21 protein-coding genes and 1 pseudogene are annotated in these 25,705 nt (G+C 71.5%); 14 read left to right on the top strand and 8 right to left on the bottom strand.

Annotation, left to right across the window (positions count from 1 at the left end; all coding sequences use genetic code 11):
- Window positions 1-120: 120 nt before the first annotated feature.
- From EST54_RS19875 to EST54_RS19895, 5 genes are all read left to right on the top strand, one after another.
- Window positions 121-1,089: an LLM class F420-dependent oxidoreductase gene (locus EST54_RS19875; RefSeq protein ID WP_129248985.1), complete on the top strand. Its 969-nt coding sequence runs from the start codon at window positions 121-123 to the stop codon at window positions 1,087-1,089.
- A 143-nt stretch (window positions 1,090-1,232) separates the two neighbouring features.
- Entirely contained in the window at window positions 1,233-2,018 is a 786-nt protein-coding gene (locus tag EST54_RS19880) for an SDR family NAD(P)-dependent oxidoreductase (RefSeq protein ID WP_129248986.1), read from the top strand.
- A 114-nt stretch (window positions 2,019-2,132) separates the two neighbouring features.
- Window positions 2,133-3,257 carry an LLM class flavin-dependent oxidoreductase gene (locus EST54_RS19885; protein WP_129248987.1) on the top strand — a complete coding sequence of 375 codons (1,125 nt, stop codon included), beginning with the start codon at window positions 2,133-2,135 and terminating at the stop codon, window positions 3,255-3,257.
- A gap of 97 nt (window positions 3,258-3,354) precedes the next feature.
- Window positions 3,355-5,094, top strand: coding sequence for an N-acyl-D-amino-acid deacylase family protein (locus tag EST54_RS19890; RefSeq protein ID WP_129249011.1), 1,740 nt, complete (start codon window positions 3,355-3,357; stop codon window positions 5,092-5,094).
- Complete coding sequence (locus EST54_RS19895) at window positions 5,091-6,581, top strand: aldehyde dehydrogenase family protein (protein ID WP_244942566.1); 1,491 nt, start codon at window positions 5,091-5,093, stop codon at window positions 6,579-6,581. The genes EST54_RS19890 and EST54_RS19895 overlap by 4 nt, the downstream gene beginning before the upstream one ends.
- Before the next feature lie 187 nt (window positions 6,582-6,768).
- Here EST54_RS19895 and EST54_RS19900 read toward each other — a convergent pair whose 3' ends face one another.
- Window positions 6,769-8,289 (bottom strand): CehA/McbA family metallohydrolase, encoded by a 1,521-nt coding sequence (locus EST54_RS19900; protein ID WP_174857472.1) that lies wholly within the window; start codon window positions 8,287-8,289, stop codon window positions 6,769-6,771.
- 172 nt (window positions 8,290-8,461) lie between these two features.
- Here EST54_RS19900 and EST54_RS19905 point away from each other — a divergent pair, with 172 nt between their 5' ends.
- From EST54_RS19905 to EST54_RS19915, 3 genes are all read left to right on the top strand, one after another.
- Window positions 8,462-9,286, top strand: a complete 825-nt coding sequence (locus tag EST54_RS19905; RefSeq protein ID WP_129248989.1) for a TIGR03619 family F420-dependent LLM class oxidoreductase — start codon at window positions 8,462-8,464, stop codon at window positions 9,284-9,286.
- Between the two features lie 426 nt (window positions 9,287-9,712).
- Window positions 9,713-10,114, top strand: coding sequence for a VOC family protein (locus tag EST54_RS19910; protein WP_129248990.1), 402 nt, complete (start codon window positions 9,713-9,715; stop codon window positions 10,112-10,114).
- A 133-nt stretch (window positions 10,115-10,247) separates the two neighbouring features.
- Window positions 10,248-12,896 (top strand): bifunctional FO biosynthesis protein CofGH, encoded by a 2,649-nt coding sequence (locus tag EST54_RS19915; protein ID WP_129248991.1) that lies wholly within the window; start codon window positions 10,248-10,250, stop codon window positions 12,894-12,896.
- Between the two features lie 27 nt (window positions 12,897-12,923).
- Here the strand turns inward: EST54_RS19915 and EST54_RS19920 are convergent, their stop codons facing one another.
- Together EST54_RS19920 and EST54_RS36245 are read right to left on the bottom strand one after the other, a co-directional pair.
- Window positions 12,924-13,181 carry a hypothetical protein gene (locus EST54_RS19920; RefSeq protein WP_040900550.1) on the bottom strand — a complete coding sequence of 86 codons (258 nt, stop codon included), beginning with the start codon at window positions 13,179-13,181 and terminating at the stop codon, window positions 12,924-12,926.
- 112 nt (window positions 13,182-13,293) lie between these two features.
- Window positions 13,294-13,488: pseudogene (locus EST54_RS36245) on the bottom strand (NAD(P)-dependent oxidoreductase); the annotation flags it as partial.
- 26 nt (window positions 13,489-13,514) lie between these two features.
- On the opposite strand from EST54_RS36245, the gene EST54_RS36250 reads away from it, so the two are divergent.
- Window positions 13,515-13,664 (top strand): hypothetical protein, encoded by a 150-nt coding sequence (locus EST54_RS36250; protein ID WP_167511575.1) that lies wholly within the window; start codon window positions 13,515-13,517, stop codon window positions 13,662-13,664.
- Between the two features lie 229 nt (window positions 13,665-13,893).
- Window positions 13,894-15,012 (top strand): ADP-ribosylglycohydrolase family protein, encoded by a 1,119-nt coding sequence (locus EST54_RS19930; RefSeq protein ID WP_129248992.1) that lies wholly within the window; start codon window positions 13,894-13,896, stop codon window positions 15,010-15,012.
- 24 nt (window positions 15,013-15,036) lie between these two features.
- Here EST54_RS19930 and EST54_RS19935 read toward each other — a convergent pair whose 3' ends face one another.
- Complete coding sequence (locus tag EST54_RS19935) at window positions 15,037-15,822, bottom strand: SDR family oxidoreductase (RefSeq protein WP_129249013.1); 786 nt, start codon at window positions 15,820-15,822, stop codon at window positions 15,037-15,039.
- A 166-nt stretch (window positions 15,823-15,988) separates the two neighbouring features.
- On the opposite strand from EST54_RS19935, the gene EST54_RS19940 reads away from it, so the two are divergent.
- Window positions 15,989-16,828, top strand: coding sequence for a hypothetical protein (locus tag EST54_RS19940; protein ID WP_129248993.1), 840 nt, complete (start codon window positions 15,989-15,991; stop codon window positions 16,826-16,828).
- A gap of 124 nt (window positions 16,829-16,952) precedes the next feature.
- Here EST54_RS19940 and EST54_RS19945 read toward each other — a convergent pair whose 3' ends face one another.
- The 3 genes from EST54_RS19945 to EST54_RS19955 all read right to left on the bottom strand — a co-directional run bounded on the left by EST54_RS19945 (window position 16,953) and on the right by EST54_RS19955 (window position 19,273).
- Entirely contained in the window at window positions 16,953-17,162 is a 210-nt protein-coding gene (locus EST54_RS19945) for a DUF397 domain-containing protein (RefSeq protein WP_129248994.1), read from the bottom strand.
- A gap of 168 nt (window positions 17,163-17,330) precedes the next feature.
- Window positions 17,331-18,194, bottom strand: coding sequence for a helix-turn-helix domain-containing protein (locus EST54_RS19950; protein WP_129248995.1), 864 nt, complete (start codon window positions 18,192-18,194; stop codon window positions 17,331-17,333).
- A gap of 314 nt (window positions 18,195-18,508) precedes the next feature.
- Window positions 18,509-19,273: a GOLPH3/VPS74 family protein gene (locus EST54_RS19955; RefSeq protein WP_129248996.1), complete on the bottom strand. Its 765-nt coding sequence runs from the start codon at window positions 19,271-19,273 to the stop codon at window positions 18,509-18,511.
- A gap of 240 nt (window positions 19,274-19,513) precedes the next feature.
- Between EST54_RS19955 and EST54_RS19960 the strand changes: the two genes are divergently transcribed.
- The 3 genes from EST54_RS19960 (at window position 19,514) to EST54_RS19970 (ending at window position 25,228) form a co-directional block, all read left to right on the top strand.
- Window positions 19,514-22,456 (top strand): serine hydrolase, encoded by a 2,943-nt coding sequence (locus EST54_RS19960; RefSeq protein WP_129248997.1) that lies wholly within the window; start codon window positions 19,514-19,516, stop codon window positions 22,454-22,456.
- 254 nt (window positions 22,457-22,710) lie between these two features.
- Window positions 22,711-24,144: a glycosyltransferase family 39 protein gene (locus EST54_RS19965; RefSeq protein ID WP_239013495.1), complete on the top strand. Its 1,434-nt coding sequence runs from the start codon at window positions 22,711-22,713 to the stop codon at window positions 24,142-24,144.
- A gap of 256 nt (window positions 24,145-24,400) precedes the next feature.
- Entirely contained in the window at window positions 24,401-25,228 is an 828-nt protein-coding gene (locus EST54_RS19970) for an isocitrate lyase/PEP mutase family protein (protein ID WP_129248999.1), read from the top strand.
- 81 nt (window positions 25,229-25,309) lie between these two features.
- Here the strand turns inward: EST54_RS19970 and EST54_RS19975 are convergent, their stop codons facing one another.
- Complete coding sequence (locus tag EST54_RS19975) at window positions 25,310-25,594, bottom strand: hypothetical protein (protein WP_129249000.1); 285 nt, start codon at window positions 25,592-25,594, stop codon at window positions 25,310-25,312.
- Window positions 25,595-25,705 lie beyond the last annotated feature (111 nt).

A 25,705-nucleotide genomic window follows, 5' to 3' on the forward strand; every position in this document is an offset into this window, starting at 1 on the left:
GGTCTGGTGGGATGAGAGTTATATAAGGGAGGGGGGGGCGGGGGTGGGGGGTTGAGACGTCAAGAACGATGTCCCGCGCACGACATATGACGCACCGTCGGATAGGGCTCGGGAGGGCGTATGGACAGCGCGTACGAGGCGGTGTGGCGGCCCGGGGCGGGGCGGCTGGCGTACGGGATGCAGCTTCCGGTGCAGGCGCAGAGCACGCTCTTCGCGGAGAGCTGGGAGCCGGCCGCGGGGCCCGGAGATCTGGTCGCCGTCGCGCGGGCCGCCGACCACCACGGGTTCGCCTACCTCGCCTGCTGTGAGCACATCGCGATCCCGCGGCGGCTGGCCGAGGCGATGAGCACCGTCTGGTACGACCCGGTCGCCACCCTCGCGCATCTGGCCGCCGTCACCGAGCGGGTGCGGCTGCTCAGTCATGTGGCGGTGGTCGGGCTGAAGCATCCGCTGGTCACGGCCAAGCAGTACGCGACGCTGGACCGGCTCTCCGGGGGGCGGCTGATTCTCGGGGTCGGGGCCGGGCACGTCCGGGAGGAATTCGAGGCGCTCGGGGTGGACTTCGAGCGGCGTGGCGCGGTGCTGGACGAGACGGTCGACGCGCTGAAGGCGGTGCTGGGGCCGGAGGAGTTCCCCGCGTTCGCGGGGGAGCGGTTCGCGTTCGAGGGGCTGGGGCAGGCGCCGCGCCCCGTGCAGACGCCGCGGCCGCCGGTCTGGGTGGGCGGCTCCTCGCCCGCCGCCGTACGCCGGGCCGCGGTGCGCGGCGACGGGTGGTTGCCGCAGGGCGACCGGCGGGACGCACTGCCCGGCCAGATCGCGACGCTGCGGCGGCTGAGGGAGGCGGCGGGGATCGAGACGCCCCTCGTGATCGGCGCCCTCGCCGAGCCGCTGTATGTGGGCAGGCCGGGGTGGGTGGTCGGCCGGCGGACGCTGTCCGGCGCGCCGGAGCGGATCGCGGACTCGCTGCGGGAGTACCGGGCGATGGGCGTGGATCAGGTCCAGGTGCGGTTCCGCAGCCGCAGCCGTAGCGAACTGACGGACCAGATGGCGGCGTTCGGGACGGACGTGGCGCCGCTGCTGGGCGGTTGACGGGCCGCCGCCCCGGGACCTGCACGCCGGTGGGGCCACGTACCCCGCCGGCAGGAGCGCACGTACCCCAGGCGTGCCCACCAGCGGAAACGGACGTACGCACCAGCAGGCACAGACGTACTCACCAGCAGAGGAGTGCAGGTATGGGCAAGCTCGACGGGCGGGTCGTCATCGTGACGGGTGCGGCGCGTGGGCAGGGTGAGCAGGAGGCGCGGCTGTTCGTCGCGGAGGGGGCGCGGGTGCTGCTCGGGGACGTGCTCGACGAGCGGGGGAAGGCGCTCGCCGGGGAGCTCGGTGAGCATGCCGCGCGGTACGTGCACCTGGATGTGACGCGGGAGGCGGACTGGCAGGCCGCTGTCGTCGCCGCCAAGGACACCTTCGGGAAGATCGACGGGCTGGTCAACAACGCCGGGATCCTGCGCTTCAACGAGTTGGTGTCGACGCCCTTGGCGGAGTTCCAGGAGGTGGTGCAGGTCAACCAGATGGGGTGCTTCCTGGGGATCCGTACGGTGGCGCCGGAGATCGAGGCGGCGGGCGGCGGCACCATCGTCAACACGGCTTCCTACACGGCGCTGACGGGCATGGCGTTCGTCGGGGCGTATGCCGCGACCAAGCATGCGGTCCTCGGGCTGACCCGGGTCGCCGCGATGGAGCTGGCGGCCAGGAAGATCCGGGTCAATGCGGTGTGTCCGGGGGCGGTGGACACCCCGATGACCAACCCGGCCGCGCTCGACCCGGCCGTCGACCCCGCCGAGTCGAAGCGGGCCGTCGACGAGCTCTACCAGAAGCTGGTGCCGCTGGGGCGGATCGGGCAGCCGGAGGAGGTCGCCAAGCTGGCGCTCTTCCTGTCGTGCGCGGACTCGTCGTACATCACCGGGCAGCCGTTCGTCATCGACGGGGGCTGGCTGGCGGGGGTCAGCATCATCTGATGTGACGTCAGATCATGCGGTGGTGGCCCTTGACGCTCCATGCGCGCGCTGGAACAGTCGGCACATCGAATCTGACGATGCGTCAGAAATAGTCCCAGGGGACGGTGAACCTCCGTGGAATTCGGGCTCTTTGTACAGGGGTACGTGGGCAAGCGGGCCGAGACCGATCCGCTCGCGGAGCACAAGGCGCTGATGGAGGAGACCGAGTACGTCATCCAGGCGGACACGTCCGGCTTCAAGTACGCCTGGGCGTCCGAGCACCACTTCCTGGAGGAGTATTCGCACCTCTCCGCCAATGACGTCTTCCTCGGCTATCTGGCCCACGCGACCGAGCGGATCCACCTGGGGTCCGGGATCTTCAACCCGCTCGCCCAGGTCAACCACCCGGTGAAGGTCGCCGAGAAGGTCGCCATGCTCGACCACCTCAGCGAAGGGCGCTTCGAATTCGGCAGCGGGCGGGGCGCCGGCAGCCACGAGATCCTGGGGTTCCTGCCGGGCATCACCGATATGAACCACACCAAGGAGATCTGGGAAGAGACCATCGCCGAGTTCCCGAAGATGTGGCTCCAGGAGGAGTACCCCGGGTTCCAGGGCAAGCACTGGCAGCTGCCGCCGCGGAAGATCTTCCCCAAGCCGTACGGGGCCTCGCACCCGGCGATGTGGTACGCGGCCGGCTCGCCGTCCTCGTACGCCATGGCCGCGAAGAAGGGCCTGGGCGTCCTCGGCTTCAGCGTGCAGAAGGTCTCCGACATGGAGTGGGTGCTGGAGCAGTACAAGACGGCGATCCGGGACGCCGAGCCGATCGGTGACTTCGTCAACGACAACGTGATGGTGACGTCCACGGCGATCTGCGCCGAGACGCACGACAAGGCGGTGGAGATCGCGGTCAACGGAGGGCTCAACTACCTCCAGTCGCTGGTCTTCCGCTACCACGACACCTTCCCGCGGCCCGACGGCATCCCCGAGTGGCCCGAGCTGCTGCCCGACTACACCGCCGAGGTCATCGAGCTGCTGATCGCCGAGGAGCTGATGATCTGCGGCGACCCGGACGAGGTGCTCGGGCAGTGCCGGCGGTGGGAGCGGGCCGGCGCCGACCAGCTGAGCTTCGGTCTGCCGATCGGGATCTCGTACGAGGACACCATGAACACGATCCGGCTGATCGGGGAGCACGTGATCCCGGAGATCGACACGGATCCGGTGCACCGGACCAGCCGGTTCCGGAAGGCCGCGGGCAGCTGAGGTCCGGCGGCAGGCCCGGGGGCCGATTTCCGCCGAGGAGCGGCCGAATTCCGCCGAGGAGAAGTCGATTTCCGCCGAGGAGAAGGGGATGTCGCCCGTGCTCGACCACCTGATCAGGGGCGCGACCGTAGTGGACGGAACGGGCGCGCCCTCGTACACCGCCGACGTCGGTATCCAGGCCGGCCGGATCGCCGTCGTCGCGCCGGCCGGCACCGTCACCCAGGACGCGACGACCAGCGAGGACGCCACCGGGCTGATCCTCGCTCCCGGCTTCGTCGACCCGCACACCCACTACGACGCCCAGCTCTTCTGGGACCCGTATGCGACCCCCTCGCTCAACCACGGGGTGACGACCGTGGCGGGCGGCAACTGCGGATTCACCCTGGCACCGCTCCACCCCGGGCGGCCCGCGGACGCCGACTACACCCGCCGGATGATGTCCAAGGTCGAGGGCATGTCTCTGGTGGCGCTGGAGCAGGGCGCGCCCTGGTCGTGGAGCTCGTTCGGCGAGTATCTGGACGCCCTGGAGGGGCGGATCGCGGTCAACGCGGGCTTCATGGTGGGGCATTGCGCGCTGCGCCGCTACGTCATGGGGGAGGACGCCGTCGGCGGGCAGCCCACGCCCGCGCAGCTGGAGCAGATGCTGACGCTCTTCCACGAGGCGATGGACGCCGGGGCGTGGGGCTTCTCCACCACCCAGTCCGCCACCCACTCCGACGGCGACGGGCGGCCGGTCGCCTCCCGGTACGCCGAGCCCGCGGAACTGCTCGCGCTGGCGCGGGCCGTCGCCGCGCACGAGGGCACCCAGATCGAGGCCATCGTGGCCGGCTGTCTCGACCGCTTCAGCGACGCCGAGATCGAGCTGCTGGTCGAGCTGAGCGCCACGGCCGGACGCCCGCTGAACTGGAACGTGCTGACGATCGACGCGGCCGTCCCCGGGCGGGTGCCGCGGCAGCTGGTCGCCAGCGAACGGGCCCGGCAGGCCGGCGGCCGGATCGTGGCCCTGACGATGCCGATCCTCACGCCCATGAACATGTCGCTCGGCACCTTCTGCGCCCTGAACCTGATACCCGGGTGGGGCGACGTCCTCGGCCTGCCCGTGCCCGAGCGGATCGAGCGGCTCCGGGACCCCGGCGTCCGGGCAGAGTTGCTGCGGCGGGCGAACAGCAAGGAGGCGGGTGTCTTCCGCCGGCTCGCCCACTTCGGCCGGTATGTCATCGGGGACACCTACTCCACGGCGAACGAGGGCCTGACCGGGCGCGTCGTCGAGGACATCGCGGCCGAACGCGGCCAGGAACCGTTCGCGTGCCTGGTCGAGATCTGCGCCAACGACCAGCTGCGGACGGTGCTGTGGCCGATGCCCAGCGACAACGACCCGGCCTCCTGGGCCCTGCGCGCCGAGACCTGGCAGCACGAGGACGTGCTGCTGGGCGGGTCGGACGCGGGCGCCCATCTGGACCGGATGTGCGGGGCGCCGTATACGACGCGCTTCCTCGGTGACTGCCTGCGGGGCAGGAAGCTGATGGGGCTCGAACAGGCCGTGAAGATGCTCACCGACGACCCGGCGCAGCTCTTCGGCCTGCGGGAGCGGGGCCGCATCGAGGAGGGCTGGCACGCGGACCTCGTTCTCTTCGACCCCGAACGGATCGACGCGGACAAGGCCACGCTGGTGCACGACCTTCCCGGCGACAGCCCGCGCCTGGACTCCCGGGCGATCGGCATCAACGCGGTGTGGGTCAACGGCGTCGAGGTGATCCGCGAGGACGTGGTGACCGGCGCGGTGCCGGGGACGGTGCTGCGCTCGGGGCGGGACACGAGAACGGTGAGTACCAAGTGACGGCCGTGGAACGGCGTGCGCACCAACGGGACGCAGCAGAACGGCTGTTCATCGGCGGAGAGTGGGTCGAGCCCGACGGCGGCCACTACGAGGTCGTCGACCCGGCGACGGAGGCGGTCGTCGGGCTCGCACCGGAGGCGAGTCGGGCGCAGGTGCACGAGGCGGCGTCCGCGGCGCGCGCGGCGTTCTGGGCCTGGTCGCGTACGTCGCCGGAGCACCGCGCCGCGATACTCGACCGGGCCGCGGACCTGATGCAGCGGGACTTCGCCGCGCATGCCGAGCTCGCGCAGGCCGAGAGCGGCGCGACGACCGCCACCGCGCGCGGGATGCAGGTCGCGGTGGGGGTGGCGCGCTTCCGGCGGTATGCGAAGGGGGCGCTGGAGCCCGTCGAGCAGGGGTTGCCGCCGCAGATCAACGAGGCCGGGCCGATGGGCAGGGCGGGGGTGCTGGGCGCGCTGGCCGTACGGCAGCCGGTCGGCGTCGTCACCTGCATCACCTCGTACAACAACCCCTGGGCGAACCCCGCGGGGAAGATCGCGCCGGCTCTGGCGATGGGCAACACCGTCGTGGTGAAGCCGGCTCCGCAGGACCCGCTCTCGGTCTACCGGATGGCGGCGGCGCTGGCGGAGGCGGGAGTGCCGCCGGGGGTCGTGAACGTCGTCGGCGGGGCCTCGGCGGCGGTCGGGGCGGCGGCCGTCGACTCGCCCGACGTGGACATGGTGAGCTTCACGGGCTCCACGGCCGTCGGACAGCAGATCGCCGAGGTCTGCGGACGCGGGATGAAGCGCCAGCTCATGGAGTTGGGAGGCAAGGGCGCCGCGGTGGTCTTCGACGATGCGGACCTGGACGCGGCGGCGGCCGGCATCGGCACCACGTACTCCTTCTACAGCGGGCAGATCTGTACGGCGCCGACCCGGGTGCTCGCGCAACGGCGGGTGTACGAGGCGCTGGTGGAGCGGCTGGCGCGGTACCTCGCACGGCTGCCGGTCGGCGATCCCCGGGCGCGCGGGACGGTGGTCGGGCCAGTGATCTCGGCCGAACACCGTGACCGGGTCGAGTCGTACGTCGAGCTGGGCCGCAAGGAGGGCGCGCGGGTCGTGGCGGGCGGTGAACGGCCGTCCGCTCCGGAGCGCGGTTTCTATGTCGCGCCGACGTTGCTGGCCGACTGCACCCCCGAGATGCGCGTCGTACGGGAGGAGATCTTCGGCCCGGTCGTCGTGGTCGTGCCCTTCGACGAGGAGGACGAAGGGGTGGCGCTGGCCAACGACAGCGACTACGGCCTCATCGACTACGTGTGGTCCGGCGATGTCGCCCGCGCCTTCCGGGTGGCCCGGCAGCTGCGGGCCGGCGGGGTCGGGGTGAACACCGTCGGCCGGAACATGGAAGCGCCGTTCGGCGGCTTCAAGAGGAGCGGAGTGGGGCGGGACGTGGGCTCGTACGCCCTGCATGCGTACAGCGAGCTACAGGCGATCGTCTGGGCGGGGTGAGGCGGGCCGGGCGGTGTCGGGGTGAGGCCGTCGAGTGGGGCGGGCCGACCGCGGGCCGGGCCGGCGGCGTCCTGCTCGCGGCCGTCTTCCGGACCAGGACCTGTTCCCTGGGGCGGGGCAGGAGAGGGCCTGGCCGCCGGGCGCCTGGCGCGCGTTGTTTTGTCCGGCGGGTGTGCCGGGCCCGGACTCAGCCCCAGCGGCCCACGAAGACCGGGTTGGTCATCGCCGCCATCGGGCCCGGGAGACCGGGCGTGGTGGAGGGATGGCGGACCTCCGCGCGTATGTAGGCGGCGTAGTCGGCGGTGGTCTGCCAGGTGAGGGTGCCGTCGCCCGACGGCGGCAGCGGGGCCGCGTACAGCCGCCCCTGGTCCGTGACGAAGGAAGCCGTGCAGCCCGGGGCGCCGGTGACCTTCAGCTGGGCGGTGACCTTGGAGGTACCTGGGACCTCCAGGCGCTCGGCGATCCCGGCGTGTTCGCCGTGCTCGCCGGTGACGGAGAAGGCCAGGTCGATCTTGCCGGACTCGGCGATCCAGACGCGGCCCGCCCGGATGCCGTCCTGCAGGGCGCGGCGCGAGAGGTCGTCGGCGAGCACCACGGTCTGCGGCAGGCCGACGACATCCGGATCGCGGTGGGCGTCGCTGTGGCCGACGGCCGGCAGCCAGTCGGCGCGGCCCTGGACGTGCGCGACCAGGGTGTTGTCCCATTCGGCGAGGGTGACCTCGTCATCGGGGGTGTACGGGCCGTTCCAGACCTCCACCGCATCGGCGTCGTTCAGCCCGAACTTCCAGTTGCAGCCGATGCAGGTGGCGTGCGGATGCGCCGGGATGACCAGACCGCCGGCCCGTCGGACGGCGCGGGCGTACTTGCCGAAGGCGTTGTCGCGGGCCCGGTAGCGCCAGTCGATGAAGACCCCGGGGTCGGTGCCCATCGCCACCACGTGGCCGTTGCGGGTGGTGACTTCCTCGCCGGTGAGGATCAGCAGGTCGTGGCCCCACAGCCCCTCCCAGGCGCGGTGGGAGGAGGTGGTGTTGTGCTCGGTGGTGGTGAGGAAGTCCAGCCCGGCGGCGCGGGCCAGCGCGGCGATCTCCGCGGGCGTGCGCCGGCCGTCGGAGTGGACGGAGTGCAGATGACTGTCGCCCCGGTACCAGGCGCGGCCGCGGCCCCGGGCGCGCTCGGGCGGATACCCGGGAGCCGGGGTGTGGCCCCGCGGGCCGTACCGCACGGTGACCGTGACCTCGTAGGACAGCCCCTGCGGCGCGACCGTGTACGGGCCGAGGGCGATGTGCCAGGTGCCGGCGTTGACGGGGCCCGGGAGGTAGCCGGGGGTGGCCTCGTCGGCACGCAGGAAGAATTCCGTACGCGCCCCGCCCGACCAGCCGCGGAAGCCGGCGCCGCCGAGGTCGGTGCCCCGTTCGTCGAAGATGCCGATGTCGCAGGCATTGCCGGCCGTGCCCTCGGGGACGGGGGGCTTGTCATAGGTGTAGGAGACGGCGATCTCACGGACCCCATGGGGCACTTCGACGGGCAGATACACGAAGTCCGGTGCACCCGTGGGCAGATGGCCGGTGATCCGCCGGGTCCGCTCACCCGGCCCGCCGCCGGGCCGCCCCTCAGCGGGCGCTGCGTCGGCGAAGCTCACACGTCCGAGCGTAAGCGCGCCCGTCGCGCCCGCAACCGCGGAAAGTCTCAGAACCTCGCGTCGTTCCATCCCCGCCCCCCGTGCCGTATGGAGTCCGTTCCGTGTCGCTGCGCGGCCGGCTCGTTGCGCCGCGTGAAAACTGTTGTACGCGGGTGCGACACGGAGCGAAAGGGCTGTGGATAACCGTTGGCCGGTGAGGCACCATGCGGTCACCCACACGTCTGACGGAGGTTTCCCCACCATGCGGATCGCGACCACGATCTTCCTGACGGACGAGACGATCCGGCCGGACCGGCTGGGCCGTGAGCTGGAGCAGCGCGGATTCGCCGGGCTCTATCTCCCCGAGCACACCCACATCCCCGTCAGCCGCGACTCTCCCGCCCCCATGGGCGAACCCCTGCCCCGCGAATACGGCCGCACCCTCGACCCGTTCGTCGCGCTCTCCCAGGCCGCCGCGGTCACCGAGCGGCTCGCCCTGGGCACCGGCATCACGCTCGTCGGCCAGCACGATCCGGTCGCCCTCGCCAAGCAGATCGCCACCCTCGACTTCCTCTCCGGGGGCCGCTTCACCCTCGGCATCGGCTACGGATGGAACGTCGAGGAGGCCGCCGACCACGGGGTGGAGTGGTCGACCCGGCGGGAGCTGACCCGTGACCGGGTGGCGCTGATGCGCGCCCTGTGGGCCGAGGAACCCACCGCGTACCAGGGTGAATTCGGCTCCGTGCGGGCGTCCTTCGCCCACCCCAAGCCGGTGCACGGCGCGCCGCGCATCCTGCTCGGCGGCGCGGCCGGGCCCAAGTTCTTCGGGCAGATCGCGGACTACGCGGACGGGTGGCTGCCGATCGGCGGGCGGGGGCTGGCCGAGACCGTGCCGGCGCTGCGGCAGGCGTGGACGGACGCCGGGCGCACCGGTGAGCCGGTGGTGGTGCCGTACGCGGTCCGCCCCTCGCCCGGGAAGCTGGCGCACTATCGCGAGCTGGGCCTCGGGGAAGTGGTCCTGCAACTGCCGCCGGCCGGCGAGGCGGAAGTACTGCGGACGCTCGACGATTTCGCGCAGTATCTGTGAGGCCGCAGCACCTGTGACGTAGCAGTACCTGTGAGGCAGCAGAACCTGTGACGCAGGGGAGCGAGCCGTAAGGGAGGGGTGACGGCCGGGGCGGCACGGCGCAGGGGACGGCGGCGTGAGGGGCGGCTGCGGGGCGACGGGGACAGGAGCGCGAGGGGCGCCCACCGGACCGACAGGGACCGCGCGGTCACGTCCTAGGACCATCGGCGTACGGTCCCCCGCCCAGGTCGATACCGAAGGCTGTTCCGGGCTCGCCCCTCCGGTCGTAGCGTCGAAGGTGAGGACCCCGCCGACCGGCGACGCGGCGGATCGGCGGGCCGAAGGAGACCGGTCAGCGGCCCCGGAAGAGCAGCGGTCCGACCTGATCCGGCGGCGGATCGGGGGTGGCCTCGCCGCTCGCGGGACCCGAGAGATCAAGGAGATCCCATGCCCCGCCTCGACCACACCATCGTGCACAGCACCGACCGGTTCGCCTCCGCCGGGTTCCTGGCCGATCTTCTCGGCGCACCCGAACCGAAGGCGTACGGCCCCTTCGCCGCTCTCAAACTGGACAACGGGGTGACCCTCGATTACGCCGAGCACGTCGCCGGCGGCAGCGAGTTCGTCCCCACGCACTACGCGTTCCTGGTGACCGAGGAGGAGTTCGACGCGATCTTCGCGCGCATACAGGAGCGCGAACTGCCTTACTGGGCCGACCCCATGCACAACAGGCCGCAGGTGATCAACACCCTGGACGGCGGCCGGGGTCTCTACCTCAACGACCCCGACGGTCACAACATGGAGTTCCTGACCCGGACGTACTCCGAAGAGCTGCTGACCAGCATGTAGGCGTGCGGCGAGCCGCCGCCGGGAAATGCCCCTTGGGGGCTCGGACGGAACCTCCGACCGTAGTGATCAGCGGCACACGGACGGCCGGTTCTTCCGCGGCGGCGCTGTCGGTGGGCGCTCGTATCCTCGGAGAATGACTTCCAGCGCGCAGGGACCTGACCAGGCATATGACCGAGGGACCGACCGCGAAACGACCTCCGGACCCGCCCGGCCGGGCGGGCCCACGGCGAACGCGATGCGCCGCGCGCTCAAGCGGGCCCGCGACGGAGTGGCGCTGGACGCCGGCGAGGCCGCGGTGCTGCTGCAGGCCCGCGGCGAGGACCTGAGGGACCTGTGCGCCTCCGCGGCCCGGGTACGGGACGCCGGCCTGGAGGCCGCGGGCCGCCCGGGAGTCATCACGTATTCGCGCGGTGTCTTCATCCCCCTGACGCGACTGTGCCGGGACACCTGCCACTACTGCACCTTCGTCACCGTCCCCGGAAAGCTGCGCCGGGACGGCCACGGGATGTTCCTGTCGCCCGACGAGGTGCTGGACATCGCCCGTCGCGGCGCCGAAATGGGCTGCAAGGAGGCCCTCTTCACGCTCGGCGACAAGCCGGAGGACCGCTGGCCCGAGGCCCGCGAGTGGCTGGCGGCGCACGGCTACGACGACACCCTCTCCTATGTCCGCGCCATGGCCATCCGCGTCCTGGAGGAGACCGGTCTGCTGCCGCACCTCAACCCCGGGGTGCTGTCCTGGACGGACTTCCAGCGGCTCAAGCCCGTGGCCCCCTCCCTGGGGATGATGCTGGAGACGACCGCCGAGCGCCTGTGGAGCGAGCCCGGCGGTCCGCACCATGGATCGCCCGACAAGGAACCGGCCGTCCGGCTGCGCGTCCTGGAGGACGCCGGCCGCTCCAACGTCCCCTTCACCACGGGGCTGCTCATCGGCATCGGCGAGACGTACGAGGAGCGCGCCGAGTCCCTCTTCGCGCTGCGCCGCATCCAGCGCGCGTACCACGGCATCCAGGAACTCATCATGCAGAACTTCCGCGCCAAGCCGGACACGGCGATGCGCGGAATGCCGGACGCCGAACTGGACGAACTGGCCGCGACGATCGCGGTGGCCCGGCACATCATGGGCCCCTCGACCCGCATCCAGGCACCGCCCAACCTCGTCGACGGCGAGTACGCGCTGCTCATCGGGGCCGGGATCGACGACTGGGGCGGCGTCTCCCCGCTGACCCTCGACCACGTCAACCCCGAGCGCCCCTGGCCGCAGATCGAGGAGCTGGCCGAGCGCTGCGCCACCGCCGGCTTCGAGCTGCGCGAACGGCTCCCCATCTACCCGGAGTTCCTCCAGCGCGGCGAACCCTGGCTGGACCCCCGCCTGCTGCCGCACGTCCGCGCCCTCGCCGACCCGGAGACGGGCCTGGCCATGGAGGACGCCCCCGTGGTGGGCCGTCCCTGGCAGGAGCCCGACGAGGGCTTCACGAGGAACTCCACGGGCCGTACGGACCTACACCACACCATCGACACCGAGGGCCGCACCGCCGACCGCCGCGACGACTTCGACGAGGTCTACGGCGACTGGGAGGCGCTGCGCGAGGCCGCCGCCCCCGGGATGGTGCCCGAACGCCTCGACGCCGACGTACGACAGGCGCTGTCCCAGGCCGCCGACGACCCCACCAAGCTCACCGACGCCGAAGCGCTGGCACTGCTGCACGCCGACGGGCCCGCGCTGGACGCCCTCTGCACGATCGCCGACGAGCTGCGCCGTGCCACGGTGGGCGACGACGTCACCTACATCGTCACCAGGAACATCAACTTCACCAACGTCTGCTACACCGGCTGCCGCTTCTGCGCGTTCGCCCAGCGCCGCACCGACGCCGACGCCTACACCCTCTCCCTCTCCCAGGTCGCCGACCGTGCCCAGCAGGCCTGGGACGTGGGCGCGGTGGAGGTGTGCATGCAGGGCGGCATCCACCCCGATCTGCCCGGCACCGCGTACTTCGACATCGCGCGCGCCGTCAAAGAACGCGTCCCCGGGATTCATGTGCACGCCTTCTCGCCCATGGAGGTCGTCAACGGCGCCACGCGTACCGGGCTGTCGATCCGCGAGTGGCTGACCGAGGCCAGGGCCGCCGGCCTGGACACCCTTCCCGGCACCGCCGCCGAGATCCTCGACGACGAGGTCCGCTGGATCCTCACCAAGGGCAAGCTGCCCACCGCCACCTGGGTCGAGGTCATCAAGACCGCCCATGAGCTGGGCATCCGCTCGTCCTCGACGATGATGTACGGCCATGTCGACCAGCCGCGCCACTGGCTGGGGCATCTGCGTCTGCTGGCGCGGATCCAGCAGGAGACCGGCGGCTTCACGGAGTTCGTCACCCTCCCCTTCATCCACACCAACGCCCCCGTCTATCTCGCCGGCATCGCCCGCCCCGGCCCCACCACACGGGACAACCGCGCGGTGACGGCCATGGCCCGGGTGCTGCTGCATCCGCACATCACCAACATCCAGACCAGCTGGGTCAAGCTCGGCACGGAGGGCGCCGCCGAGATGCTCCGCTCCGGCGCCAACGACCTGGGCGGCACCCTGATGGAGGAGACCATCTCCCGTATGGCGGGTTCGAGTTACGGCTCCTACCGCTCCATCCAGGACCTCATCGCCATCGCCGACCTGGCCGGCCGCCCAGCCCGCCCGCGCACCACGACGTACGGCCCGGTCACCGAGGAACGCCGGACGGCCGCCCTCGCGTCGGACGGCCATCTGCCGGAGCTGCTGCCGGTCGTGGAGTAGTGGGGGGGCGGCCCGGCCGCCCCCCCACTACTCGCCGCCCTCGTACTCGGCCTCGTGCTGCAGGATGCACTGCTGCCACTGCGACAGTGCCTCCTCGCGGTCCCCTCCGCTGTCCTGGGCGGCGACGATCAGTGCGTCGGCGGCCATCGCGGCAAGCCGTACCGCGATATGGCAGACATCGCTCTGAGGGAGCGGACGAAGGAGTTCCACCGCGCCGTCGCTGTCTCCGGAGAGCGCGGAGGCGACAACGGCCATGGTGGTGCGATCCCACTCGTACTCGGACATGGGGACAGCATGCCCAGCGGGCACGGCCGCCATGATCGAACGGTTGACCCCTCTGCTGGGGCGGGACGGGCCGGAGGGACGGGTGGGGCGTCCGCCCGCCCCTCCGGCCCCCTCAGCCCAGTTCGCGGATCGGGCTGCCCGCCAGAAAGGCGGTGATGTCCTCGACGGCCTGCTGGAAGTAGCCCTCGTAGTTGCGGCGGGTGACATAGCCGAGGTGGGGGAGGGCGAGCACGTTCGGGAGGGTGCGCAGCGGGTGGCCGGCGGGCAGCGGCTCCTGGTCGAAGACGTCCAGGCCGGCGCCGGCGATCCTCCAGGAGCGAGGCGGGGAACGGGGTGCGCTCGCGCATCGCGACGACGATCTCGCAGTCGCCGATCGCCGCGGCCACCTCGTCCTCGGAGCCGAAGGGCCGCCGCAGCGTACGGACGTCCACGTCGCCCGCCACTACGGACCAGTCGGCCATCGAGCGGGCGATGTCCTGGTAGTCGTCGAGTACGGCGCAGCGCCAGGTCATGCGGATTCTCCTGGGAAGGAGGGGCGGACGGCCAGGGTGGCCGGATGGTGCTCATCGGGACCGTACCGGCCAAAAGCCTCCTTGCGAGTGACTATTCGCATTACTCTCCTGCGCAAAAATTGATCAATCCTGAACGATTACAGTGCTCCCCCGGGGGGCCTGTGCTAGGCCCCGGAACGCAGTGAGCTTCGGGAGGCGCAGTGAGCGCAGCGGGCGGCGGCGCCATCTGGGGGCGCGCGGAACAGCAGGACTTCCGCAGCCGGGTACGCGGCTGTCTGCTCGGCGGCGCCATCGGCGACGCGCTCGGCGCCGGAATCGAATTCGACTCGCTGGACGCGATCCGTGCGGCGCACGGCCAGGAGGGCGTCACGGATCTCGTGCCCGCCTTCGGGCGGCGCGGCGCGGTCACCGACGACACCCAGATGACGTTGTTCACCGTGGACGGACTCATCCGGGCCCAGGTCCGCCGCGACACCGGCGCCTGGCATCCGCCCACCGACGTCCACCGCGCCTATCTGCGCTGGGCCGCCACCCAGCGCGACTGGGGCCCGGACGAGCGCAAGAAGGAGGACGGCTGGCTCGCCCGCGAGGAGTGGCTCTACTCCCGCCGCGCGCCCGGCCGGGCCTGCCTGAGCGGACTCGGCGACGAGGTGATGGGCACGCTGGAGGCGCCCAAGAACCCGGACTCGAAGGGCTGCGGGGCGGTGATGCGCTCCGCGCCGTTCGGGCTGCTGGTCGGCTGGGAGCCGCAGCTGGTCTTCCAGCTCGCCGTCGAGTGTGCCGCCCAGACGCACGGCCATCCCACCGGCTATCTGGCGGCCGGCGCCTTCGCGGTCATCAGCCACTCGCTGGCCCGCGGCGAGGTGCTCGACGGCGCCGTGCAGAAGGCACTGGCGCATCTGGCCACCCGCCCGGGCCACGAGGAGACCTCCGACGCCCTCAAGCGCGCGCTCGGCGCCGTACGGCAGGGGATGCCGACGCCCGCCCGGGTGGAGTCGCTGGGCGAGGGCTGGACGGCCGAGGAGGCGCTGGCGATCGGGGTGTACTGCGCACTGGTCGCCGAGGACCTCCGGCACGGGCTGCTGCTCGCCGTCAATCACGGCGGGGACAGCGACTCCACCGGCGCCATCTGCGGCAATCTGCTGGGCACCCTGCACGGCGAGACGGCGCTGCCGCCGGACTGGCTGGTCGAGCTGGAGGGCCGGGAGACGATCTTGCAGATGGCCGACGACTTCTCGATGGAGATGACGCAGGGAGCCGCGCTGCACGGCCCGGCCGGATCGGCGCCGGGCTGGCTGGCCCGGTACCCCAGGGCGTAGCGCGCACCCCGGTGGGCCGGCCGCCTACCGCATCAGCTCCCCCGCGTTGACCAGCAGCGACTGCCCCGTGATGGCGCGCGCCCGGTCGGAGGCCAGAAAGACCGCGGTCTCGGCCACATCCGCGTCCGTCGCCAGGTCGGGCAGCGCCATCCGCGCGGTGAGCCGGCCGCGCACCTCGGACTCCGGGACGCCCTCGGTGTGCGCCTGGAACCGTACGTACGCCTCCACCGGCGGGCCCCACATCCACCCCGGCTGCACGGTGTTGACCCGGATCCGGTCCGGTCCCAGCTCGCGCGCCAGTGAGTACATCGCCGAGACCAGCCCGCCCTTGGACGCCGCGTACGCCGCCTGCTGCACCTGCGAGGGCGCGGCGACCGACGACTGGGTGCCGATCATCACCACCGACCCGCCACCGCGCGCCGTGAGCGACGGCAAGCAGGCGCGGGTCATCCGCAGCGTGCCGAAGAGATTGACGTCCACGACGCGGCGCCAGGAGTCGAAGTCGGCGTCCCGCAGGCCCCCGAAGAGCGAGTCCAGCGCCGCGACATGGATCACCGCGTCGATCCCGCCGAACCGCGCGACCGCCAGCGCGGCCAGCTCCGCGCACTGCTCCTCGTCAGCGATATCGGTCGCCCGCCAGGCCGTCCTCCCGCCCGAAGGGTCCAGCTGGGCCGCCGACGTGGCGAGGTTCGCCGCCGTACGGGCGCCCAGCACCACCGAGGCACCGTCCCGCAGGCAGGCCGCCACGACCTGATGCCCGAGCCCGGCCCCTACGCCCGAGACGACGACGGTCTTGTTCCGCAGCAGCATGCGCGCCTCCCGGCCGGGCCGCCCGAGCTTTCCTGATGGGGCGTCAGAATAGGCGCGGGGGTGCGGGAAGGCCAGGGCGAAGCCGCCGCGCATCCCCTGGCGCACTGTCTGACTGAGCGTCAAACTGGCGCCCCTGTCCTGTCCGCGATGCACCAGGAGGACCGTCATGAGTGAGGCCACGGACCTGGAGACCTACGCGCGGCTGGCCGGCACGGGCCCGTACGGCGTCCGTCCGGGGCATGCGCTCATCACGATGGTGGAGCCGCATGCCGGCCAGGAGCGCGCCTACAACCGCTGGTACGAGGACGATCACTTCATCGCCGGGGCCATGGCCATGCCGTGGATGTATGCGGGGCGCCGATGGGTGGCGACGCGCGACCTCCAGCTCCTCCGGTATCCGGCGGAGTCGGCGGTCGCCCGGCCCGTCACCAGTGGGTGTTATATCTCCACATACTGGGTCACGGAGGGGCGCTATTCCGAGCACCTGAAGTGGAGCGTGGGAATCAATCAGCGCCTCCATCGCGATGGCCGCGTCCATCACGACCGGACCCATGTCTTTACGGCGTTCCACGGGCACCTGGCCACGGTGTATCGCGACGGGAGCGACGGCCCGCGTGATTTTCATGCCCTGAATTACCCCTACGACGGTTTGGTCGTGGAGGTTATCGATACCGCCGGCCCGGTTCAGCGCGCGAAACTTCTGGAGTGGCTGTGTGCGCGGCACCTCGGGGCGCGGCTGTCGGGATCACCCGCGGCCATGGTGCTGGTCTTTCGTCCCCACCCATTGCCGGTCGACCGAATGTCATACGTCGAGCAGGTGGCCGGGGTGGATACCAGGCTGACGCTTCTCTGGTTCCTGGAACAGGATCCGCGGATGTGCTGGGACGACCACTTCACGGGGCTCGATTCCCTGGTGGCGGAACACGGTCTCGGCTCCGTCGAATTCGTTGCGCCGTTCATTCCCACGGTTCCGGGAACCGATCGCCATGTCGATGAACTCCGCTGACGCGGGGCGCTCCGTTCCCGGGGGGAGCCGGGCGGGAGCCGGGCGGCGGGCGAGGCTGAGCCCCCTCGGCCAGGACGGCGGACCAGTCGAGAGGGCTCGTATCGCGGTGCGGGTGACGATCGAGTCAGGCGCTGCCAAGGCTTCCGCGGTCGATATCCGAAAGCAAGGCGGTCCACGCCTGTGCCGAGAAGGAGAGGACCGGTCCACGGGGGTCCTTGCTGTCGCGGACTCCGACAACTGAGTCGTCCACGCGGGCGACCTCGACGCAATTTCCGTCCTTACCCGAGTATGTCGACTTCCGCCACATCAGATCGGTACTGAGATTCCTCGTCATTGTGCACTCCCGTGCGTTCAGGTGGGCGAGAAGTGGTGACTTCTCGGGGTGCTGATGACGCTACGCTCCAACATCGCTAACAGGAGGAGCCGCTCACTCGACCGGATGACATATTTCGGAGGGCTCTTCCTTCGGTTGCGGTGGTGGTGTACTTTCCGGCCCGCCGGATCAGGCGGCGTACTCCTTGGCCACATCTGAGATGAATTTGCGCGTCTCGTCCGCATTCAGTGCTTGGGCCCGGAGATGCTCGTACATGATCCCGTACTTGTGGACGTCCCCGTGCTTCTCCAAGTAGAGGTCGCTGGTGACGCCTTCCAAATAGACCGTGGTCGAGTCCGAGGGGTCGTCGAACTCCAGGATGGAGAACGTCCCGGTCATTCCGGGGTGGGACCCCACGGAGTACGGCACCACCTGGAGCGTGACATGGGGGAGCCGGCTCAACTCGACGAGGCGCTCCAGCTGTTCGCGCATCGTCCGGCGGTCCCCGACGACCCGGCGGGTGGCCGACTCGTCGATCACGGCCCAGAAGCGGAGCGGGGCCTCGGCGGCATGCAGCCGCTGCTGCCGCTTGAGGCGTACGCCGACGCGGCTGTCGACGTCTTCCGGGGTGGCCTCGGGCCACATTCCGCGGATCACTGCCTCCGCGTACTCGGGGGTCTGCAGGAGACCGGGCACCAGAAGCGACTCGTAATTCCGCACCGAGAGCGCGTCGGCTTCCAGTCCGATGTAGACGCTGTAGCTCGGGGAGAGGCTCCCGAATGCGTGCCACCAGCCCTGCTGACGGGATTCCTTCGCCATTTGCATCAGAGATTCGACCATGTGCTGGTCGGCCACCTCGTAGACCCCGCAGAGATCGCGCACATCTCGCTGGCTGATGCTGCGACGGCCGTTCTCCAGGCGGCTGATCTTCGATTGGGAGACCAGCAGCCGGTCCGCCACCTCTTCTGCCGTCATGCCTTTGGCCTCTCGAAGCCTGCGCAGCTCCTGGCCCAATCGGCGTCGCCTGACGGTGGGATTGACATTGGACGCCACGCTAAGTGCACCTCCGGCTCCGTACTGCTGTTTTCTGTTCAGCAGACTGCCACCAACGGTCCACATCGCGCTGGCAAATGGCTGGACAAGGTGCTCAGGCTGGAAATTTGGGGCCGGAACCGATAAAGCGCGGCAGAGCAGAAGCGCGGGGTGGCGGGCCGGCCGTCGTCCAAAACGGCCGGCCCGCCACCCCGCGCTGGGTGCTGCGGCTCCCGAACGGGTCTGTGGGTCGGTGGTGCGGTTGCTCCACCGATGCTCTATCGATGTGGGTGCTTGTAGCGGTGGTGCGGGACGTCGTACGGCGTCCGCCGGCGTCAGCGGGCGCCCACCCGGGCCGCCATCCTGCCGTGGCCGTGCCGCGACTGGCTCGGCGCGCCGGCCGGCTCCGCGGTGGCCCGGGCCGCCGGTTGCCGTACGGGTCCCGCGGCGGGGGCCTGCGGCCGCCGGGGCTGGGCCCCCACGCCGTTCTGCACATCCATGACGGCGTGTGCGACCAGCCCGCCCATCGGGTCGTGGCGGATCAGATCCCGGAGACGGGAGCGCGATGACCGCCCTTCGTTGCCGGGGTACAGATGCTTGCCGAGCCCGACCGCATGGGCCAGCGCGGCCAGCGCCGCGGTCCGCGGGTCCGGCGGTACGCCGGTGCGGATCGCGTTGTCCAGCCGGGCCCTGATTTCCCGGCTGATGGCCGTCTCCGTCGCCTGGTAGCGCGTCGTCGGCAGTACCCCGCACATCTGGCCCGCCACGGCATGCACCATGCCGCACCGTTCGAGATGCGTGAGGTAGGTCTGGCGCAGCCCGAGTCGGGGCCCGCCGATCCAGTGGACCGCGCGCACCGGACTGCCGCGTCGGCGCAGCAGTTCGAGCGCGGAGTCCAGTGTTGGATCTCCTGTCGGCCGTGCCATCACCACGGCGATACGATCCCCGTCTGGGGCTATCCGTCCTGCCAGAGCCAGCTCTACTAGCTGGGCCCCGGCCAGGCCGAGGTCGAGCGACTGCGGCTGCGCTGTGGTTCCCGTCGTCGGGTCCAAAGCGAGCAGCAGAAGCTCCTCCGGAATTGTTCTGCGGCTCCTGCCCATCCATGCCTCCCCGCGTGGATGAATGACAGGGTGACCCCTCTCACATTCATCTGTCGAGAGTGCATGGGGGATTCGATAGGGAACCGGTAGGTATGTCGTTCTCGTCTTGCACGTCGGCGACATCTTTCTGTGGGGTGCGGGGCGTCCTGATACGCGTGGCGGCGGGACGGTGCTGTGCAGACACAGGACACTTGGAAACACTGGGTCAGGCAGGCAGTGCGACAAATGAAGGAGACATCGGTGGCGGGCGAGTCCCCCGACAAGTCGGACAAGAAGCAGTCGTCGGGGGAGACGGCGCGGAGCGAACGCGATCCGCGCCAGTCCGCCTTCCGCCGCGAGCCGGACGAGCCGGCGAAGAAGCAGGAAGCGGGGGCGGGGAAGGACGCGCGCCCGCAGGCCGATCCGGAGTCCGCGGACGGGACGAAGTCCGCGGCGAAGCCCGGGACGAAGCCTTCGGCGAAGCCGAAGGCGAAGGCCGACACGGGTGCGAAGCCCGGGGCGAAGTCGAAGGCCGCGGTGACGTCGGGTGCCGCGGCCGGGGCGAAGGTCGTGGATCCGTCCGAGGAGGAGGCTGCGGAGCCGTCCGAGGCGTCCGAGGGGGGCAAAGCGTCCGGCAACGCGTCCGAGGGCGCTGAGGCGTCTCAGCGGGCCGCTGAGGGCGACGGGGGCGAGGGGGGCGGCGACGACCGCCTCCGTGCCGCTGTGGCCGCCTGGGTCGCGTCGACGGACGGCGACGGGGCCGAGGGCGGCAGCGACGAGGGCAGTGCGGGCGGCGGCGACGGTGACGCGGCCGCGGACAAGGGTGCTGAGGCAGCCGAGGGTGCCGCCGCAAAGCCGGAAGCAAAGTCGACGGCTAAGGGTGCCGCCCGGTCGGACGTAAAGGCCGGTGAGAAGGCGGACGGGAAGACGGACGGGAAGGCCGCGGGCGCGGGGGAGCCCGCGACCACGGCGGACGGGAAGGGCGCGGCGAAGGCCGGAGCCGTCTCGGAGGGCGAGGCCGAGGGCGACGCCGAGCCGGCGTCCGCCTCGCTGCCGCAGCAGGCCAAGGCCGTCGATCAAGCGACCGCTGTGTTCAAGACCGTCGGGCCGCAGAAGGGCAAGCCCTCGGGTGCGGCAGGCGCTGCGGGCGAGGGCAAGGGCGACGGCAAGGGTGCGGGCCACGGCGGCGGCGAGAGTGACGCCGACGAGGCGCCGGCCGATGACGCGACCCGAGTGTTTGCTGTGGCGAAGCTGAAGGGGAAGGGGGCGGAAGCCGAGGCCGTCGACCAGGCGACCACCGCCTTCAAGATCAACCCGCCCGCCAAGGGCAAGGACGGGGCCAAGGGCAAGCCCGGCAGCGACAGCAAGGCCGACGCCAAGGACAAGGCCGACGCCAAGGAGAAGGCCGAGGTCGACGCCAAGGACAAGGCCGGCAGCGACGGCAAGACCGACGCCGCGAAGGACGGCGAGGCCAAGAAGGACGGCGACGCCAAGGCGAAGGGCGCCCCCGAGCGTGACTCGGAGCGGACCAGCCAGTTCGTGGCGCTGAAGTCGACGGACGACGGTACGGCGGGCAAGTCGCTGGGCAAGACGGCGCCCAGGACTCCGGCCCGTACGCCCGACAAGGCCGCGGACAAGGCGGCGGACAAGTCCTCGGACAAGGCGGCCGGGAAGTCCGCCGGCGGTGCGGCCGACGACGTGGCCGAGAAGCCGGCGCAGAAGTCGTCCGAGAAGTCGTCGGAGAAGCCGGCGGCCAAGGCTCCCGGCGCGCTGCCTGCCGCCGAGCCCGCCAAGCCGGCCGCGTCGCCCAAGCAGGCCGGCCGGACGGGTGCGGCGCCGGCCGCCGCGGAAGCCACCGGCGCCGCGGCTCCTGCCGCGCTGCCCGAGTCGGAGCGGACCAAGCAGGAACCGCTGCCGCCGCTCGACCTCCTGGCGCAGCTCACCAACACCCCGCCGCCGCCCGAGACCCCGCTGCGCACGGTCGTCCGCCGCTTCAAGATCTGGACCCCGCTGGCGGTGCTGCTGGCGATCGTCTTCGTGGTCGTCCAGGCGGTGCGCCCGCTGCCCGCCCCCAAGCTCACCGTCGGTGCGTCGACCGCGTTCACGTTCAAGGGCGGCAAGCTCTCGATGCCGTGGCCCGACCAGGGTCAGGCCGCCGCCGAGGTCGTCGGCGTCGGCAGCCTGGGCACGTCCGGCCAGGAGAAGCCCGTACCGACCGCGAGCGTCGCCAAGGTGATGACGGCGTACGTGCTGCTGCGCGACCACCCGCTCAAGAAGGGCCAGAAGGGCGAGACGATCACGGTGGACGCCCAGGGTGAGGCGGACTCGAACAAGGGGGACGAGTCGCGCGTTCCGCTCAAGAAGGATCAGCAGTTCAACCAGTACCAGATGATGCAGATGCTGATGATCCCGTCGGGCAACAACGTCGCCCGGCAGCTGGCCCGTTGGGACGCCGGGTCCGAGGCGGCGTTCGTGAAGAAGATGAACGACGCGGCCAAGAAGCTGGGGATGAAGAAGACGCACTACACCGACCCCAGCGGCCTTCTCCAGTCGACCGTGAGCACCGCCGTCGACCAGCTCAAGCTCGCCGAACAGGTCGTCAAGAACGACGTGTTCCGTGAGGTCGTGCGCACCGAGAACGCCCAGATCTCCGGTCTGCCGGACCGGATCTACAACAACAACTCCCTGCTCACGACGATGGCGGGCAAGGTCAGCGGCATCAAGACGGGGTCGAGCACGCCGGCCGGCGGCACGTTCATGTGGTCCGGCTACCGCACCGTCGGCGGCAAGGACCAGATGCTGCTCGGTGTGACGATGGACCAGCACACCAACAGCCCGGACCCCAACGCCCAGCTCGGGCTGGTCCTGCGCAACACCGAGAAGGTGATCACGGCGGCCCGTGACGCGCTGGTCTCGGACACCGTGGTGAAGAAGGGTCAGGTCGTCGGCTACGTGGACGACGGCCTCGGCGGTGAGACGCCGGTCGTGGCGACCAAGGACCTGTCGGCGGTCGGCTGGCCCGGGATGAAGGCGACGTTCTCCATGAGCGACGGCGGCAAGAGCATCCCGCACGCCGCGAAGGCCGGTACGGAGGTCGGTGAGCTGACGGTCGGCAACGGCGAGAGCACGCAGAAGGTGCCGGTCGCCCTGCAGAAGGACCTCGTCGAGCCGACCTTCGGGTCGAAGCTGGTCCGCATCGGGTGAGTGGTGCCGGGGGTTCCGGGCGGTCGGCCCGGGGCCCCCGCACCACCGTCCGGGGCCCGGCTCCCCGTGCCCGCCGGGCCCCCGGACACTCAAGTTCCCCGGCCACCATGCACGTTCCTCTGCTCTTCCTGATGTCTGTCCTTCCGTCCCGTGCGTGACCGGAGTCCGTCATCGATGTAGCGCAAGCACAGAAGACATACGCGTCCGCCGTAGCGGCCCGCGGTGCGTGGGCGGCACAGGGCGCGGTGGTGCTGATGCCCTCCGGGCTGATGCTGTTCCTCGGCGCCTGGGGGATCCGCCGGCAGGACGCCGTATGGCGGGATGAAGCGGTCACCTATGACATGGCGCACCGCAGCCTGGCCGATCTGTGGCCCACGCTCCAGCACGTCGATGTCGTCCACGGCCTGTACTACGTGCTGATGCACTGCTGGTTCCTCGTCTACGACGCCACCCTCGGCGATGTTCTCGGCGCGGTCATCGGCCTGCGGCTGCCGTCCGTGGCCGCGATGACGGCCGCCGCCGCGGGGGTCGCCCTGCTGGGGCAGCGTCTGGTCGGGCGGCGGGCGGGGCTGCTCGCGGGCCTCACCTTCGCGCTGGTCCCCGTCGTCCAGCAGTACGCGCAGGAGGGACGCTCGTACGCGACGGTCTGCGCGCTGATCGTCTGGGCCAGCTATCTGCTGGTCCTGGCCGCCGCCCGCCCGCGCCGCAAGCTGTGGCTCGGCTATACGGCGCTGATGCTGTGCGCCTGTCTGCTGCACGAGTTCGCCTCGCTGGCGCTGCCCGCGCACGGCGCGGCGGTGGTCCTGGCGCGACTGCCCCGCCGCGTACTGCGCGCCTGGCTGCTCTCCGCGGCGACCGTCCTCGCCGGTCTGGCCCCGCTCGCGGTCTTCAGCACCCGGCAGTCGGCGCAGATCAGCTGGCTCATGTGGCCGGACCCCGTCCAGCTGCTGACCTTCGCCGTGCTGGCGGTCCTCGGCATCGCCTGCTCCCGCGTCCGGGTGCGCTCCCGCGGCCCGATCGGCCTGCGCGCCCTCGGCCTCCCCCTGCTCCTGCTGCCCACCCTCCTGCTGCTGCTCCTGTCCCACGTGGAACCGGCGTACGTGGACCGCTATGTCCTCTACTACGTCGTCGGGTTCGCGCTGCTGGCGGGCGCCGCACTGGCGCGGCTGCTGCGGCCGGCCGGTGAGCTGGGCCAGACCCGTGGCCGGCGGTTGCGGTGGACGCTGGCGGTGGTGCTGGTCCTGGCGGTGCTGCTGCCCGTCGACGGTCATCTGCGCAGCCCGGACAGCCGGGTCGACGACGTCACCGCGGTCGCCCACGCGGTCCGTGCGATGTCCGAGCCCGGCGACGGCCTGCTGTTCACGCCCGCCCGGCGGCGGATCTGGCGCGCGACCCTGCCGCACGAGTTCCGCGGGCTGCACGACCTCGCGCTGGCGAAGAGCCCGGCGGCCTCGCACACCCTCTACGGCACCGAGCGGTCGGGCGACGCGATCCGCGCGCGGATGCTGGCCGCCCGCCGGATCGTCGTCGCGGGCGACCCGGACGGCGCGCCGGCCGACGACAACGACCAGGAGATCGCCAAACGCGCCACGCTGCACGATGCCTTCACGGTCTGCCGCAGCACGGTGGTACGGGGCGCCCGGATCACGCTGTACGCGCGGCCGGGGGCGTGCCGTGGGGGCTGGTAGCGGAGCCGGGCGGGGGCTGGTCGTGGCGGTGCGGGGGCGGGGCGCGGCGTCCGGTGCGCGGGCCGGGCGGATCGGGGCCCGGGGCGCCGGTGAGCCCGTGCCGCGGAGGCGGTCCGGGAGCGGGGCGCGGCCGGCGGTGTGAGCGCGGCGCGGTCGGCCTCGCGGGTGCGGCGCTGTACGCCGGAGTGGTCATCACTCCGTTGTCCGCCGCGAGTCTTCGATGCCTACCTGAGGGAGTCCGGCCTACGGTGCCCGTATGAGCACCTCCCCGGAGTACGCCACCTTCCACTTCCATGCGCTGCACCACGCCGATCAGCCGCTGCTGCTGCCCAACGCCTGGGATGTCCCCTCGGCCCTCGCGCTCGCCGGGGCCGGGTATGCGGCGATCGGCACCACGAGCCTGGGCATCGCCGCGGCTCAGGGCTGTCCGGACGGGCACGGTCGCCCCGAGGTCCGGGACGCGACGCTGGCCCTGGCGCGGCGGCTCGCGGGCCGTCTGCCCTGCCCGTACACGGTCGACATCGAAGGGGGGTTCGGCGGTGACATCGGTCAAGTGCGGGATCTGGTGGCGGAGTTGGCGGATGCCGGCGCCGCGGGGCTGAATCTGGAGGACGGGCTGCCCGGCGGCCAGGGGCTGCAGGATCCGGTCCGTCAGGCAGAGTTGATCAGCGCGGTGAAGGAGCGTGCGCCGAGCCTGTTCCTCAATGCCCGGGTCGACACCCACTGGCTGGAGGACGCCCCGCCGCCGCTGTCGGTGACGCTGTCCCGCGCCGAGACCTATCTGGCGGCGGGTGCGGACGGCATCTTCGTGCCGGGCGTCACCGCCGACGAGGACGTGTCGGTCCTGGCCGCCGAGATCCCCGCCCCGCTGAACATTCTCTTCGCGCCCGGGCGGCACACCGTCAGCCGTCTGGCGGAGCTCGGCGTGCGCCGCGTCAGCACCGGCTCGCTGCTCTTCCGTACGGCACTGGAGGCCACCCTCACGGCGGCGGACGCCATCCGTACGGCCCAGCGCCCGGCGGACGCGGCGGGCGGCGAGGTGATGGGGTACGAGGAGGTGCAGCGCCTGGTGGGGGAGGAATAGCGCGTGGACGCGCCGCTTCGGTGCGGCGGCGGCTCAGGCCTGCTGGGCCGGGCCTGCCGGTTCAGGGCTGCCGGCCCCGGCTCAGGCCTGTCGGCCCCGGGTTGCGTTGCGCCGGCGGTGCACGGCGGTGGCGGCACCGGCCACGCCCAGCGCACCCACACCGGCGACCAGTCCCGCCTTGGGCAGGTGGCCGGCCTTCTCGGCCAGTCCGGCCAGCCCGTTGTCGGGCAGCATGATCGATGTCCGGCTCTCCGTGGGCGCGGTGGAGTCGGCGGCGAAGGCGGCGCCCGCGGGAAGCAGCAGGACGGCCAGCGCGCCGGTCGCGACGGCGGCGGTACGGATCACGGAGCGGTGCTGGGCCCGCATGGGTACTCCTCGTCATGGGCGGCTCGGGCCGCCCTAGGGGCAGGTACGGGAGGCACGTTACGGAGCGTCCTTAACGGCAATCCGTACGTTGTGTAACAGTCGTCGGGATCT

Source organism: Streptomyces sioyaensis, assembly GCF_004122735.1.
Classification (GTDB): domain Bacteria; phylum Actinomycetota; class Actinomycetes; order Streptomycetales; family Streptomycetaceae; genus Streptomyces; species Streptomyces sioyaensis.

Bases quoted from the DNA above. Each gene is read 5' to 3' on its own strand.
- EST54_RS19875 (WP_129248985.1), top strand. From the start codon at position 121: ATGGACAGCGCGTACGAGGCGGTGTGGCGGCCCGGGGCGGGGCGGCTG.
- EST54_RS19880 (WP_129248986.1), top strand. From the start codon at position 1,233: ATGGGCAAGCTCGACGGGCGGGTCGTCATCGTGACGGGTGCGGCGCGT.
- EST54_RS19900 (WP_174857472.1), bottom strand. From the start codon at position 8,289: ATGGAACGACGCGAGGTTCTGAGACTTTCCGCGGTTGCGGGCGCGACG.
- EST54_RS19905 (WP_129248989.1), top strand. From the start codon at position 8,462: ATGCGGATCGCGACCACGATCTTCCTGACGGACGAGACGATCCGGCCG.
- EST54_RS19910 (WP_129248990.1), top strand. From the start codon at position 9,713: ATGCCCCGCCTCGACCACACCATCGTGCACAGCACCGACCGGTTCGCC.
- EST54_RS19915 (WP_129248991.1), top strand. From the start codon at position 10,248: ATGACTTCCAGCGCGCAGGGACCTGACCAGGCATATGACCGAGGGACC.
- EST54_RS19920 (WP_040900550.1), bottom strand. From the start codon at position 13,181: ATGTCCGAGTACGAGTGGGATCGCACCACCATGGCCGTTGTCGCCTCC.
- EST54_RS19935 (WP_129249013.1), bottom strand. From the start codon at position 15,822: ATGCTGCTGCGGAACAAGACCGTCGTCGTCTCGGGCGTAGGGGCCGGG.
- EST54_RS19940 (WP_129248993.1), top strand. From the start codon at position 15,989: ATGAGTGAGGCCACGGACCTGGAGACCTACGCGCGGCTGGCCGGCACG.
- EST54_RS19945 (WP_129248994.1), bottom strand. From the start codon at position 17,162: ATGACGAGGAATCTCAGTACCGATCTGATGTGGCGGAAGTCGACATAC.
- EST54_RS19955 (WP_129248996.1), bottom strand. From the start codon at position 19,273: ATGGGCAGGAGCCGCAGAACAATTCCGGAGGAGCTTCTGCTGCTCGCT.
- EST54_RS19965 (WP_239013495.1), top strand. From the start codon at position 22,711: ATGCCCTCCGGGCTGATGCTGTTCCTCGGCGCCTGGGGGATCCGCCGG.
- EST54_RS19970 (WP_129248999.1), top strand. From the start codon at position 24,401: ATGAGCACCTCCCCGGAGTACGCCACCTTCCACTTCCATGCGCTGCAC.
- EST54_RS19975 (WP_129249000.1), bottom strand. From the start codon at position 25,594: ATGCGGGCCCAGCACCGCTCCGTGATCCGTACCGCCGCCGTCGCGACC.